Source organism: Bhargavaea ginsengi (genome assembly GCF_900109165.1).
GTDB lineage: Bacteria > Bacillota > Bacilli > Bacillales_A > Planococcaceae > Bhargavaea > Bhargavaea ginsengi.
The window spans coordinates 16,919-30,079 of sequence record NZ_FNZF01000005.1; the positions used below are offsets into that span (position 1 = coordinate 16,919).

At 53.4% G+C, this 13,161-nt stretch carries 14 protein-coding genes; 6 read left to right on the forward strand and 8 right to left on the reverse strand.

Translation table 11 applies throughout. The features are described 5' to 3' along the window. Nucleotides 1-182: 182 nt before the first annotated feature. From BMX91_RS12260 to mutY, 4 genes are all read right to left on the reverse strand, one after another. Nucleotides 183-1,919: an ABC transporter ATP-binding protein gene (locus tag BMX91_RS12260; protein ID WP_281242838.1), complete on the reverse strand. Its 1,737-nt coding sequence runs from the start codon at nucleotides 1,917-1,919 to the stop codon at nucleotides 183-185. A 78-nt stretch (nucleotides 1,920-1,997) separates the two neighbouring features. Then, nucleotides 1,998-2,543, reverse strand: a complete 546-nt coding sequence (ntdP, locus tag BMX91_RS12265) for a nucleoside tri-diphosphate phosphatase (protein ID WP_092054755.1) — start codon at nucleotides 2,541-2,543, stop codon at nucleotides 1,998-2,000. Between the two features lie 137 nt (nucleotides 2,544-2,680). Then, complete coding sequence (locus BMX91_RS12270; protein WP_092054758.1) at nucleotides 2,681-2,935, reverse strand: gamma-type small acid-soluble spore protein; 255 nt, start codon at nucleotides 2,933-2,935, stop codon at nucleotides 2,681-2,683. 163 nt (nucleotides 2,936-3,098) lie between these two features. Then, nucleotides 3,099-4,151, reverse strand: a complete 1,053-nt coding sequence (gene mutY / locus BMX91_RS12275) for an A/G-specific adenine glycosylase (RefSeq protein ID WP_092054761.1) — start codon at nucleotides 4,149-4,151, stop codon at nucleotides 3,099-3,101. A 110-nt stretch (nucleotides 4,152-4,261) separates the two neighbouring features. Here mutY and BMX91_RS12280 point away from each other — a divergent pair, with 110 nt between their 5' ends. After that, entirely contained in the window at nucleotides 4,262-5,248 is a 987-nt protein-coding gene (locus tag BMX91_RS12280; protein ID WP_092054764.1) for a metal-dependent hydrolase, read from the forward strand. Between the two features lie 257 nt (nucleotides 5,249-5,505). On the opposite strand, the gene BMX91_RS12285 is transcribed toward BMX91_RS12280, so the two are convergent. The 3 genes from BMX91_RS12285 to recX are packed head-to-tail and all read right to left on the reverse strand — an operon-like array spanning nucleotide 5,506 to nucleotide 6,921. Further along, nucleotides 5,506-5,775 (reverse strand): YfhJ family protein, encoded by a 270-nt coding sequence (locus BMX91_RS12285; RefSeq protein WP_092054767.1) that lies wholly within the window; start codon nucleotides 5,773-5,775, stop codon nucleotides 5,506-5,508. Between the two features lie 5 nt (nucleotides 5,776-5,780). Then, complete coding sequence (locus BMX91_RS12290) at nucleotides 5,781-6,110, reverse strand: YfhH family protein (protein ID WP_092054770.1); 330 nt, start codon at nucleotides 6,108-6,110, stop codon at nucleotides 5,781-5,783. After that, the gene (recX, locus tag BMX91_RS12295; protein WP_092054772.1) at nucleotides 6,103-6,921 is read right to left on the reverse strand and encodes a recombination regulator RecX; all 819 of its coding nucleotides are present in this window, start codon (nucleotides 6,919-6,921) and stop codon (nucleotides 6,103-6,105) included. Before recX ends, BMX91_RS12290 begins: the two co-directional genes overlap by 8 nt. A gap of 111 nt (nucleotides 6,922-7,032) precedes the next feature. Here recX and BMX91_RS12300 point away from each other — a divergent pair, with 111 nt between their 5' ends. Together BMX91_RS12300 and BMX91_RS12305 are read left to right on the forward strand one after the other, a co-directional pair. Then, complete coding sequence (locus BMX91_RS12300) at nucleotides 7,033-7,932, forward strand: TIGR01777 family oxidoreductase (protein WP_092054774.1); 900 nt, start codon at nucleotides 7,033-7,035, stop codon at nucleotides 7,930-7,932. A 48-nt stretch (nucleotides 7,933-7,980) separates the two neighbouring features. After that, entirely contained in the window at nucleotides 7,981-8,775 is a 795-nt protein-coding gene (locus tag BMX91_RS12305) for a polysaccharide deacetylase family protein (RefSeq protein WP_092054777.1), read from the forward strand. Nucleotides 8,776-8,829: 54 nt separating this feature from the next. Here the strand turns inward: BMX91_RS12305 and BMX91_RS12310 are convergent, their stop codons facing one another. After that, nucleotides 8,830-9,999 carry an MFS transporter gene (locus tag BMX91_RS12310; RefSeq protein ID WP_245744445.1) on the reverse strand — a complete coding sequence of 390 codons (1,170 nt, stop codon included), beginning with the start codon at nucleotides 9,997-9,999 and terminating at the stop codon, nucleotides 8,830-8,832. 82 nt (nucleotides 10,000-10,081) lie between these two features. Here BMX91_RS12310 and BMX91_RS12315 point away from each other — a divergent pair, with 82 nt between their 5' ends. From BMX91_RS12315 to BMX91_RS12325, 3 genes are all read left to right on the forward strand, one after another. After that, a complete protein-coding gene (locus BMX91_RS12315; RefSeq protein WP_092054782.1) occupies nucleotides 10,082-10,468 on the forward strand; it encodes an OsmC family protein in 387 nt (128 codons plus the stop codon). Between the two features lie 411 nt (nucleotides 10,469-10,879). After that, on the forward strand, nucleotides 10,880-11,059 hold the full coding sequence (locus tag BMX91_RS12320) for an SE1561 family protein (protein ID WP_092054785.1): 180 nt from the start codon (nucleotides 10,880-10,882) through the stop codon (nucleotides 11,057-11,059). Nucleotides 11,060-11,297: 238 nt separating this feature from the next. Beyond that, nucleotides 11,298-13,142 (forward strand): heavy metal translocating P-type ATPase, encoded by a 1,845-nt coding sequence (locus tag BMX91_RS12325; RefSeq protein ID WP_092055108.1) that lies wholly within the window; start codon nucleotides 11,298-11,300, stop codon nucleotides 13,140-13,142. The last annotated feature ends 19 nt before the right edge of the window (nucleotides 13,143-13,161 follow it).

Genomic DNA, 13,161 nt, shown 5'->3' on the forward strand with positions numbered 1-13,161 from the left:
TTTGCATCCCCAAAAATTGCAGGCGCTTTCATTTTTCTGATGATTCTGCGTTCTCTTATTATACAAATCCCGCTGTGAGATTCAAGGCTTTCTTTGGAAGTCATACCTCTTACTTGATGACAAAAGTCCCTGATCGACGATAAAACCCGCTTCTCTGCTGAGAAGCGGGCTGCAAATGAATGTTATTGTTCAGGTGTGCCAAGTTCCTGTACCTGGAACAAGTCGTGATAGATACCGCCCTGACCGATCAGTTCGGCATGGGTGCCGCTTTCCTTCAGTTCACCGTGGTCGATGACAAAGATATTGTCAGCGTGTGTGATCGTCGAGAGGCGGTGAGCCACAATGATGGTCGTCCGATCATGTGCAAGGCGTTCCAGAGAATCCTGAATGAGCGCTTCGCTTTCAAGGTCGAGCGCGGATGTCGCTTCATCAAGGATCAGGATCGGCGGGTTTTTCAGGAATACGCGGGCAATTGCAATCCGCTGTTTCTGCCCGCCGGAGAGCTTGACGCCCCGCTCCCCGACTTCAGTGGCATATCCTTCAGGAAGCCCCATGATGAAGTCGTGGGCGTTCGCCGCCTTTGCAGCCTCGATCACTTCTTCATCGGTGGCATCAGGTTTACCCATCAGGATGTTCGATTTGACGGACGCACTGAACAGCAGATTATCCTGCAGGACGATTCCGATGTTTTTTCTGAGTGATTGGACTGTCACATCGCGGATGTCCTTTCCGTCGATGCGGACCCCTCCGCCCGTGACGTCATAGAATCGCGGAATCAGACTGATGATCGTCGACTTTCCGCCGCCGCTCATGCCGACGAATGCGACCGTATCGCCAGGGCGGACGGTGAGATTGATGCCTTTCAGCACATCTTCGGCCTCTTCCTCATAGCGGAAGCGGACATGGTAGAACTCGACCTTGCCCTTGGCTTCCGGCATGACGGATGCTCCCGGCCGGTCGGTAATGTCATACCCTTCATCCAGCAGTTCGAATACGCGGTCCATTGATGCGACCGACTGGGTAAGCGTCGTGGACGAGTTGACGAGCCGGCGGAGCGGGTTGTACAGACGGTCGATGTAGGCGATAAACGCGACCATCGTCCCGATTGTCAGGTCTCCGCCGATCACATGCCAGCCCGCATAGGCGATCACAAGCAGCGGGGCAACATCGGTGATCGTGTTGACGACGGCAAACGCCTTCGCGTTCCACTTGGTGTGGTCGATTGCGGCATCGAGGAACTCGCCGTTCGTCTCATCGAACAGGCCCTTCTCCCGCTTTTCCAGGGAAAAGCTTTTGATGACACTCATGCCGGATACTCGTTCATGCAGGTAACTCTGTACGTTTGCAAGCGCCTGGGAACGCACTCTGGTGAGCTCGCGGAGGCGGCCGAAAAAGTACTTGACGCTCCATGCGTAGAACGGGAAAGCGAGAAGTGTCACGAGGGTCAGCTTCACATCCATCGTCAGCATGATGCCGACCGCGATCAGGATGGTTGCCAGGTCGAGCCAGACGTTCATGAGGCCGATCATGACAAAGTTCTTTGTCTGCTCAACATCGTTGATGACCCTGGAGATGACCTCACCCGCACGTGTGTTGGAATAATACTTGAGGCTCAGTTTCTGCAGATGTTCGTAAATTTTGCTCCGGATGTCAAAAAGGATCTTATTGGACGTGTATTGGGCATAGTACTGCCGGAAATACTCGACCGGCGGCCGGACGAGGAAGAACAGCAGGATGGTGCCGCCGAGCCACCAAAGCAGCTGCTCGCGTTTTTCCGCGGCAGTCAAGGTGTCCACGATGATGATATTGTCGATGACGATCTTGATGAGATAAGGGATAAAAAGCGGGATTGCGAATTTCAGGATCCCGATAAGTAGCGTCAGGATAATCATCCAGGTATAAGGTTTAACGAATTTCATGTACCGTTTCATGCTGCCGATGCTGCATCATCCTTTCAATAAAACAACGGAACAGCCCGCCCGTTTCGGGGCAGGCTGTCATTTCCGTGTCTGGAACTGTTTCTGGAATTCATAACGGGATGTCCAGACGTCGATAAAGTCAGGTGCGAAAGGTCCGCGCCGCTGCTTGATCCATCCGATCAGTTTATCGACGTTGCGCTGCAGGATCTGATCGATGACGTCAGGATAGTTCATTTTCGCCTTATGGTCTTCGTACTCGTCCTCATCAAGGATGTTGTAGGACATGTCCGGAAATACTTTCACGTCCAGATCATAGTCGATGTACTTGACCGTATTGTTATCGAAGACGAAAGGAGAGCTCATGTTGCAGTAATAGTAAACACCATCGTCCCTCAGCATGCAGATGATATTAAACCAATGCTGCGCGTGAAAATAGACGATGGACGGCTCTCTTGTCAGCCATGTCCGGCCGTCGGATTCGATGACCAGCGTCCGTTCGTTTGCACCGATCACTACATTGCGCGTCCCTTTCAGCACCGTCGTTTCCTGCCAGACCCGATGGATTTTCCCATCATGCTTGTAGCTGTGAATCTGGATCGTTTCCCCTTCTTTCGGGTTTGCCATAATCAACCCACCTTTGTCTGACGGCTGTTCGGAATGTTTTTGTATCGTTCTATTATATCAATGAACCCCTGAAAGCGAAATCAAAAAGAGCCGGCAGGGCAAATTGCCCCGCCGGCCGGTGGTTTCCATCCATTCCGTTATTTGTTGAAGCGATTGTTCGCGCGACCAGAGTTTTGCTGCTTTTTAGCTTCAGACTGCTGGTTTTGGCGACGAACCTGCTGCACGTCCGTTTCAGAGCCGAACTCTTCGTTGCGGATCTGTTTACGGACTTGCTGGATGTCCGTCTCAGTGCCGAATTCTTCGCGCTGAGGCTGCTGCTGGTTATTGCGCTGGTTGTTGCGTTGGTTGCGCTCCTCCTGCTGGTTACGCTGCCTGTCGTTGTTCTTCGTCATGGATTTCTCACCTCCGTGCTCAATATGATGGCTCGGAGGCGACTGGAATATTCAACTGGTTAATATTTCATTTTTAACAAAACAGGCTTTTCGGACGAACGTTCGCTTTCACAGCCAGCGTGTACATAATCCGCCTCCCGAAAGTACCGCCGGACGCGCTTGCTCAGACCCCGAGTGCCGCCCTCACCTTTTTCGTCGGATTGGGTAAAGTAAGAGCATCGAGATCCTCAGGCAGGAACCAGCCGCTGCGGTCTGCCGGCGTTCCAACTTCAGGGACGGACGCGGTGTAGGCCGTAACCTCCCAGATCCGGTGGGTGAACACATGGCGGAAACGGACCGCTTCTTCAAGCGTACCGACCGATAAACCGTGGCGTTCAGAGATGATGCGGACGGCTTCTTCCGGATCTCCGGTTTCCGCTGTCGGGAACTGCCACATGCCTGCGAGAAGCCCTTCATCCGGCCTTTGCTCCATGAGCCAGCGGCCTCCACTATCTTGGAGGACGATCACGGTATGCGGGAAGGACTGCTGCTTTTTCTTTTTGGATTTGACCGGCAGCTCTTCTTCCCTGCCTTCATGATAAGCACCGCAGAATTCCCTCACCGGGCAAAGGAGGCATTTAGGCCGCCTCGGTGTGCAGATAACAGCGCCGAGTTCCATGAGCCCCTGGTTAAACGAAGATGGATCCTCCTTGTCGATGAGGTCCATGACCGCCTCTTCAAACAGCCGGCGGGTCTTCGGCTTGGCGATATCGTCATCGATCAGCAGGATCCGCGACAACACACGCATGACGTTTCCGTCGACCGCAGGCGCAGGAATGCCGTAGGCGATGCTCATGACCGCTCCTTCCGTATACGGCCCGACGCCTTTCAGCTTTCCGAAACTTTCCGGATCGGCCGGTACTTCGCCATAAGTTTCATAAGCTTCCCTGACCGCCGACTGCAGATTGCGGGCCCGCGAATAATAGCCGAGGCCTTCCCACATTTTCATCAATTCATCTTCCGGTGCATATGCAAGTTCTTTCATATCGGAAAAACGCTCGGTGAAACGGGCATAATAAGGGATGACCGTGTCGACCCGCGTCTGTTGAAGCATCACTTCAGAAATCCATATATGATACGGGTTACGGGTGCGCCGCCAGGGCAGGTCGCGCTTTTCTTCGCGATACCAGCCGGTCAGCGAATCCCTGAATCCTTCTTTCCAATTCAACGGCTTCACGTAATGCCTCCTGTTCGTGTTATGCTACGATTACGCTGAAACATTCAAGGGTATATTATTGTGTATATACCGGACTTCAACGCGTCCGGCCAGAAAGGGGGATGGCGCAGTTGGACACTGGAACCCATATCGTCATGGGACTTGCGCTGTGCGGCCTGGCACAGGCCGACCCTCTCGTGGCGGAACATGTGTCGACGGCGACTGCCGTCTATGCGGGACTTATGCTCGGTTCACAGGCACCGGATGTGGATACCGTCCTGAAACTCAGAAACAACGCGGTCTATATCCGGAACCATCGGGGATTCACCCATGGGATTCCGATGGTCCTCGCCTGGCCGCTCATCATCTCGCTCCCCCTCTCGCTGATCCTGCCGGAAGCCAATCTTCTCCATCTATGGCTTTGGACACAGCTTGCGGTCTTTCTCCACGTGTTCGTTGACATTTTCAACTCCTACGGGACGCAGGCGCTCCGGCCGTTCTCGCAACAGTGGGTGGCACTCGGCGTCATCAACACCTTTGACCCGATCATTTTCTTTGCCCATATCGCGGCTTTGACCGCATGGTTTTTCGGGGCCGACCCGGTGCTGACGATGCTGATGCTGTATGCGTTGCTGACGCTTTACTATATCATCAGGTTTTCCGTCCAGACGGCAGTCCGCCATGCCGTCCGGAATACCATTCCGGATGCAGGCGACATCATCATTGCGCCGACGATGCGGTTTTACCAGTGGCGGATTGCCGCATGCTCCGACACTCACCACTACGTGGGCCGGGCATACGGCCGCTCCATCACCATCCTGGATAAATTCCCCCGCAGGCCGATACCGGAAAATGATCTCGTCAAGGTCGCTTTCGAAGACCCGAATTTCAGGGCATTCATTGCGTTCTCCCCGATTTACCGGTGGGAGATCACCGACCTCGGGTCCGTCTGTGAAGTGCGGCTGATCGACCTGCGCTACCGCAGCAAAGAATATTATCCGTTTGTCGCGGTTGCCCATATCGACGAGGACATGGAGATCCGCAACTCCTTCACCGGCTGGATCTTCAGTGAGGATAAGTTAAGGAAAAAATTAAGTTTCGCTCACGAAGAGGGCTGAAAACAAAAGCGCAAGCGCCCGCAAAGCAACGCACAAACTGGAACCCTTCGAAATGAGATAAAGGAAACACGGTGAGGTACGAACCGATGTTGACTTATCGCAGTGGAGAAGAGTGAAGTTTGCCAGTTGTTGGGCGCTGGAGCTGGATGTGGCCAAACGTGAATAATATGATTCGCAGAGTAAAGTTTTAGAATTCCCTTGGCTGCATGGGAAACCGCCGGACCGGGATGGCCTGGCGGTTTTTTTCGTGTGCGGATTCAGTGAAACGTCCCATCTTCACCAAGCAGTTCCCTGATTCTTGGGTTGGAGGCGACAAATTCGTCTAGCCGGCCTCCGTATGCATCGATCCATCTCAGAATCATCTGGGCGGACTGTTCTTCGTCCATCAGTCCGTACCCCGCCTTAGCATAGGAGGATTCGATGTCGGACACCATGAGTTCAATCCAGGTCCTCGCACTGTGTGCAGATAACTGGTCATTGCTTTCCATCAGTCGGGCAGCCAGACGTTCGGTCATATCCGGTGACATCCGGATCACTTCCCTTTCTTGAGATTCTGGAGCATCGAAATCGGCAATGCCTCTGTATGAAGTTCTCCGCCCAGGCGGTGGCCCCAGGCAAAGCGCCCTTTCAGGTAGTCCACCTGGAAAAAGTTCCCCTCATCACCGAGGATCCGGTACACTTCCCCAGGGATGATCTCTTTCGGGTCCATCATGTAAGCCTGCGCCATGAGGGCTTTCCTTTCGTATACCGCGAATTCATTAATGATGCCGAGCTGCTCGGCTTTGCGCGCTTTTTCTTTGAGACGGGCAATTTCCTGCCTGAGTTCATGCTCCGTCATCTCGCTATAGTTTTTCTCATTCATCTTCCGTTTCTTCCTCCTTAGCTTCGATGAACCGGCTGATCCGCTCCAGCGGTATTCCTTTCTGGTACATCGCCTGCTGCACGCGGCGCCGAAGTTCTCTCCCGCTGTGTTTTCTGCTGTATGTGCGCCATGCTTTTTCGCCCGTTTTCTCAGTCAGCTCGTCCCATGCCTCTTCTTCAGGCTCTAGCTCAGAGCCGATCCGCTCGATCGCCGTACTGATGACATCATAGGAATAACCCTTTCTCATCAGTGAATCCTGGATTTTCTGGCGGATCTGCTGAGGTGTCTTTCCGGATGAACGCGCAGCGACTTTCCTTGCCAGCTCTTCTGCCAGCTCCAGCTGTTCTTCCCCGGAAAACAACTCGAGCGCTTTTTCCTGGAGATCTTTGCTGATGCCTTTGCGGGCCATTTCCTGCCGGATCGCTCCGGGGCCTTTTTTGGCGGTTCGCTTGCGGGTCTCAAGCAACGCCTTTGAAAACGAATCATCATCCAGGAATTTCTGATCCTTCAGCTTACGGATTGCTTCAAGCGCGACCGCCTCACCAAATCCTGCCGCCATCAGTTTTTCCTTGACCTCATGCTCGCTCCGCATTCGGAAGCCGAGAAAGTGGAGAGCCTTATTATATGCTTTTCGTATTTCATCACCGAAGATGATTTCGTCAATCTCCCAGTCGTCGAGCACCTTCCCCTTGGTCAGGCCAAACTGGATCAGCACCTGCTCATCGGCACTGAATGAATATTTTCCATCAAGGAATATATTATATCGTTCCGCATTGTTTTTCTGCGTGGAAATCTTGGTGATTTCGGGCATTTGCCGTACCCCCAGTCTTCCTTCCCATTATACCTGTTCGGCGGGATTCCTTCACTCATGCGGCATATGAGCGAAAACGGGTATACTGGTCAGAAATGGAGGGATGCGGATATGAGAGTGGCCATCGCGGGTGGAAGCGGATTTCTGGGTTCAGTCCTTATCAGATTACTGGAGGAAAACGGTCATGAGGCCATTATTTTGACAAGGCATCCGGACACTTCCGGCAATATCCGCATGGTCGGATATCTAAAGGACGGAGCCTTTCCTGAACGGGAACTAGGCGATATCGATGCCTTCGTCAACCTGGCCGGCACCTCGATCAATGCAGGCAGGTGGACGGAGCGACGGAAACAGGACATCCTTTCAAGCAGGATCGCAGCGACAAACGAAGTTATCAGGATCATCCGGGCAATGGAAAAGAAACCGGAAGTGCTTGTGAATGCAAGTGCTGTCGGTGTTTACCCGACGTCCGAAACCGCGATCTACAGTGAGGAAGGTCAGACCGGCAATGACTTTCTCGCGGATGTCGTGAAGACTTGGGAACACCGCGCATCTGAAGCCGGAAAAGAAGGTGTCCGGACCGTATTCATGCGTTTTGGCGTAATCCTTGGAAAAGATGAAGGGGCACTGCCGCTGATCGCCCTTCCCTACCGGTTGTTCGCCGGCGGAACAATCGGTTCCGGACGCCAGTGGGTCAGCTGGATCCACGTGCTTGATGCCGCACGTGCCATCCTTTTTGCGATCGAAAATAAGCATGTTACGGGCCCGGTCAATACCGTCGCCCCCAATCCGCTCCGCATGAAAGAGTTTGGCAAGACGGTCGGCCGCGTACTCGGCAGGCCTCACTTTATGCCGGTTCCCGCGTTTGCTCTAAAAACGGCACTCGGGGAAAAAAGCCTTCTCGTCCTCGAGGGCCAGCGCGTCGCGCCAGCCAAGCTCGGCGCCCACGGTTTCCTTTTCCGATATCCTGAAGCGGAAGATGCACTCCGCGATATTTTAAAAAAAGAATAACCTGACGGATCCTGCGCAACCTACGAGAAAACGAAAGGTTGCGTTTTTATGTTCAGAAACCACATCGCCGGTTTCGCGCTGGCTGCGGTGCTGATTGCCGTTGGACTCGTGATTAGCCCCTTCACGGCAGAGGCCGGTGAGTTCCACTGGGGTTTTAAAAAGGCGACAGACGGTATTCCTCCGGATGCAGGCGCGGAGATGAACACTCTCCTCGAAAAAAACGGCGCCCTTTATAAAGGATCACCGGAGAAAAAGATCATCTATCTCACATTCGACAACGGCTATGAAGCAGGATACACCGAGTCGATCCTCGACACTTTAAAGAAAGAAGACATTTCGGCGACCTTCTTCCTCACAGGGCATTACCTGGAGAGCGCCGGAGACCTCGTCAAACGGATGGTCAAGGACGGCCATACAATTGGCAACCACTCTTACGGACATCCGAACATGGCAAAAATGTCACCGGCGGAGATGGAAGCCGAATGGAAAAAGTTCGATGACCGCCTCAAGGAGGTCGCCGGCGTCAAACGGACACATTATGCCCGGCCGCCGGAAGGCATCTTTAATGAGCAGGTGCTCAAGACCGGCAATAAGCTCGGCTACCGCCACATCTTCTGGTCAGTCGCATTTGTCGACTGGCACAGGGACCGTAAGCTCGGCGGCCAGTATGCTTACGGCGAGCTGATGAAACAGCTTCATCCGGGTGCCGTCGTCCTCATGCACACCGTCTCTCCTGACAACTCAGACGGACTCCCTGACTTTATCCGGGATGCAAAAAAGCAGGGCTACACATTCGGCACGCTGGACGAACTGGTGGAAGAGGCATTCATGCCGGACCTGTAAGTGAACAAGCAAACGGCAAGGACATTGGCGTCCTTGCCGTTTCTTTGGTCCCTATCACACCGCCGTTTGCTTCGGTTTCGTCTTCCCAAACAGGAATATGGCGAAAAGCGCTGCGACGAACAGCGAGATGAACGTCAGGTAGCCCGTACTTGATTCAACAATGATACCGCCCAGGATCGGCCCTGCAAGACTCCCTATGCTGAAAAAGATTCCGCACAGGAGATTGCCCATCGGCAAAAACGGCTTGGGCGTGAGGTCCGTCATGTAGGCGATGCCAAGCGTGAATGTGGAACCGACGAGCATGCCGGCAATCATAACCCCTGCCAGAACGCCCCATTCGCTGCTTCCGGCCAGACCGCCACCGAAAAATGCACCTGCCCCGCCGATCATGGCCAAAAGCAGCACATTGCGGCGGCCGATCCGGTCACTCAGCATTCCCAGCGGGATCTGCGACAGGATTGCACCTACCGAGAAGGACGCCAGGATGACCGAGACCATGCCGACATCGATCCCCGTCCGGAGGGCATACACCGGGTAGATGGCATTAAGTGAAGACTCCAGGAACCCGTAGCCAAACGGCGGGATAAATGCGACCCATGCGTACTTCATCGTCTCCAGCAACCTCTTGTGGAACGGCATCGCCGCCAGCTTTTCCTGTGCCGCATCAGGGTAGTCATTGTTCAAGAAAAAGACAAGTGACCAGGCAGCCAGACAGAGGACACCCGAGATGATGAACGGCAGCCCCTCGAAAATTCCGATGAGCGGCACGAAAAGCGGGCCGACCGCAAAGCCTGCACTGAACATGAGCCCATAGACGGCGATATTGCGCCCGAGCCTGGCCTGAGGCGAGGTGCTCGTAATCCATGTCTGGGTCGCGAAATGGAGGGCATTGTCCCCCATTCCGATCAACAGGCGGAGGAAAAACCAGAACGACACGCTTTTATATAGAGGAAACAACAGCAGCGCCAGGAAAACAGTCAGACCGCCCACGACAATGACAGGCTTATAGCCGAACCGCCGGAGCGGCGCTTCCATGAACGGGGAGATGAGCAAGGTCCCGATATAAAGAGCGGTCGCGTTGAGTCCGTTCAGTGTGGAGGAGATCCCGTCCTGTTCGAAAATGACAGAGATCAGCGGCAGGAGCATCCCCTGCGAGAACCCTGAGATGGACACGATAATGACGAGTATCCAGAATCTTGTCCTTCCAGATATTGTTGCAGCCAATGACAAAGCCTCCCGTGCCGTCATTCCATTCGAATCCGGCAGTAAAATCCTGTACAATTCTATCATACAAGGAGGGATCCAGATGAAGTATTCCATGACTGAACACGGCTTTGAGACCGCCACTCAGTTCGGGACGCTGACCGTCTCGGCCAAAGATGAATACGGTTTCCGGCCTTACCAGCTGCTCGTCTCATCGGTGGCGGTCTGCAGCGGAGGAGTGCTGAGGAAAGTGCTCCAAAAAATGCGTATGCCGGCTGAGGACATCCAAATTGAGGTGAAGGAAGTCCGCCGTAATCCTGAAGTCGCCGATCGTGTGGAAAGCATCCATCTTCACTTTACGGTCAAAGGGCAGGACATCGATGAATCCAAAATGTCCCGCGCCATGGAACTCACGGCTAAAAACTGCTCGATGGTCCAGTCCGTCAAAGACTCCATCGATATCCGGGAGACCTACGAGGTCATCCGCTGATTTGCCTAAGACACAAGAAAGCCCAGTCCCTCCGGTGTTCCGGACGGCTGGGCTTCAGCTTTTATAACACCTATTTAAATTGTCCATTTTATCGCATCCATGGGGCACGTTCGCCCGTGAAATGTCCGAATCCCCTCCTTCGCTTTCGTTCAGGATTTCAATTCCGACTTTTTCACCTTGGCCTCCCCTCTGTTTTAAGGTTAAGTACATGTTAACACGTTATTTAATTTTTGTAAATATTCTATTTATATTTTTTTACAAATTCTTTTTATTTAATTTCTCTTCCTCGGGCATCGGCGACCGGGCCGCCGGGTAAAGGGAAAGATAAGCTTAACCTGCAGCTTTTCATGACGGGCGTTGATTCCCTCGCTGTTTCCCTTTAAAATCAACTTTAGGAATTGAGGTGTACTGATGGAACCGAACGAACACAAGCAGCAGATGGACGTGCTGAAAGAACGGCTCAGCGACTTTCTTGACACGCTTGATCACCTGGAGCCGGAAACGGCCGATCTTGAAGAGATCGACCGGCTGATCCTGATGATCGATGAAATCGACGCCAAAGTGGCACAGCTTAAAAGCAGCGAAAACTGAAGCCGGGCAAAAACCGTGCCTCTGGAAGATGCCAAATGGTAAAATAAACTTATCAAAACGAGCCACAGCACCAAAAATAGGACGAAAGCTGGTTTCCCGACATGGGAAGCCGGCTTTTGTGCTATATGGGGAACTTTGATAACCACTCTCATTCTCATTGATAGGAGGGATTCTGTTGACAACCGCCAATCCGGCCGTCCACGCAAGCAAGGAACGTTTTTCTTGGCTGAACGGAGAAATGATCGCAGCATTGAGTTCAGGCATCCTGATCCTCATTGCTTACCTTGCAGGCGCAGCAGGTTTTGACACGGTCTCGGCCGGTATCTTCATCATTGCATTTGTCGTAGGTGGTTTTGCCAAGGCGAAAGAAGGCATCACCGAAACGATACGGAACAAAACACTGAATGTGGAAATTCTGATGATCCTCGCCGCAATCGGTGCGGCTTCCATCGGCTATTGGACAGAAGGCGCAATCCTCATATTTATATTCGCGGTGAGCGGTGCGCTCGAGACATACTCCATAGAAAAAAGCCGCAAAGAGATTTCCGCCCTGCTCAATCTCAAGCCGGAGGAAGCCTGGCGGCTGAAGGATGACGGTTCAACTGAACGCGTCGGTGTGGCGGACATCCGGGTCGGTGATTTTGTCCTTGTCCGCCCGGGTGAGCGGATTCCGGTCGACGGAAGCATCCTTAGCGGCATGAGTTCAGTCGATGAATCCGCCATCAGCGGTGAATCCCTGCCTCTTGAGAAAGGGCCTGACCACGAAGTGTTTGCCGGAACGGTCAACTTGAGCGGTGCGCTGAGCATCAAAGTCGACAAGCACAGTTCAGAATCCCTTTTTCAGAAAATCATCGACCTTGTGGAATCGGCACAAAGCGAAAAGTCGCCATCCCAGCAGTTTATTGAACGCTTTGAAAGTATCTATGTCTATGCCGTTCTTGGTGTCGTTGCTTTGATGATGGTCCTGCCCCATTACTTATTCGATTGGGACTGGACTACGACCATCTACAGGGCGATGGTACTCTTGGTCGTCGCATCCCCTTGTGCGCTCGTTGCTTCCATCATGCCTGCGACATTGTCCGCAATCTCCAACGGCGCCAGCCATGGGGTTTTGTTCAAGGGCGGCACCCACCTGGAAAGCCTCTCTTCCGTCAAAGTTATCGCCTTCGACAAGACCGGCACCCTGACGGAAGGACGCCCTGCTGTAACCGACCTGATCGTAAAGGATAGCCTTGACAAGACCGAGACCCTCTCCATTCTCAGAACGATCGAGTCACTTTCCGCGCACCCGCTAGCTGTGGCTATCCAGTCATTTGCGGAACAAGAAGGTGCCGGATTGCTGAAGGGCATCGAAATCCGTGACATTCCGGGCTCAGGACTGGAAGCAGATTGGGAGGGCAAAACCTACCGCGTCGGCAAACCCGGCTTCGTCGGCAAAGCTGAAGCTGCCGCTTTTGCAGATGGCGCACTGGAGCGGCTTGGGAATGAAGGGAAGACAGTTGTCTTCCTCCGCGACGAACATGGCATTCTAGCTCTGGCTGCACTAAAGGACACGCTTCGCCCAGAAGCTGTGCAGGCTCTGAACTCCCTTCGGGCCCTTGGCGTCCGGACTGTGATGCTGACTGGTGACAATGAACAGACGGCACGGGCCATCGCAGAAGAAGCCGGAATCGATGAATACACCGCGGAATGCCTTCCGGAGACGAAAGTGGCCAGATTGAAAGAACTTGAGAAAACGTACGGAGCTGTCGCAATGATCGGGGATGGAATCAATGACGCGCCTGCACTCGCCACCTCAACAATCGGAATCGCCATGGGTGACGGTACGGGAGTGGCTCTCGAGACAGCGGATGTTGTCCTCATGAAAAATGATCTGCGGCGACTGCCCTATGCCCACAGGCTCTCCGGCAGAATGAACCGGATCATAAAGCAGAACGTCATTTTTTCAATCTCGGTGATCCTTCTGCTGATCATGTCCAACTTCCTGCAGGTCATCGACCTCCCGCTCGGCGTACTCGGCCATGAGGGCAGTACGATTCTTGTCATCCTCAATGGCCTCAGGCTGCTGAAAAACGGTGACTGAAACAATAAAAAAGCGGCGT

Bases quoted from the DNA above. Each gene is read 5' to 3' on its own strand.
- BMX91_RS12300 (WP_092054774.1), top strand. From the start codon at position 7,033: ATGAGAGTGGCCATCGCGGGTGGAAGCGGATTTCTGGGTTCAGTCCTT.
- BMX91_RS12260 (WP_281242838.1), bottom strand. From the start codon at position 1,919: ATGAAATTCGTTAAACCTTATACCTGGATGATTATCCTGACGCTACTT.
- BMX91_RS12285 (WP_092054767.1), bottom strand. From the start codon at position 5,775: ATGTCACCGGATATGACCGAACGTCTGGCTGCCCGACTGATGGAAAGC.
- BMX91_RS12315 (WP_092054782.1), top strand. From the start codon at position 10,082: ATGAAGTATTCCATGACTGAACACGGCTTTGAGACCGCCACTCAGTTC.
- BMX91_RS12320 (WP_092054785.1), top strand. From the start codon at position 10,880: ATGGAACCGAACGAACACAAGCAGCAGATGGACGTGCTGAAAGAACGG.
- BMX91_RS12270 (WP_092054758.1), bottom strand. From the start codon at position 2,935: ATGACGAAGAACAACGACAGGCAGCGTAACCAGCAGGAGGAGCGCAAC.
- BMX91_RS12290 (WP_092054770.1), bottom strand. From the start codon at position 6,110: ATGAATGAGAAAAACTATAGCGAGATGACGGAGCATGAACTCAGGCAG.
- ntdP (WP_092054755.1), bottom strand. From the start codon at position 2,543: ATGGCAAACCCGAAAGAAGGGGAAACGATCCAGATTCACAGCTACAAG.
- BMX91_RS12325 (WP_092055108.1), top strand. From the start codon at position 11,298: ATGATCGCAGCATTGAGTTCAGGCATCCTGATCCTCATTGCTTACCTT.
- recX (WP_092054772.1), bottom strand. From the start codon at position 6,921: ATGCCCGAAATCACCAAGATTTCCACGCAGAAAAACAATGCGGAACGA.
- BMX91_RS12305 (WP_092054777.1), top strand. From the start codon at position 7,981: ATGTTCAGAAACCACATCGCCGGTTTCGCGCTGGCTGCGGTGCTGATT.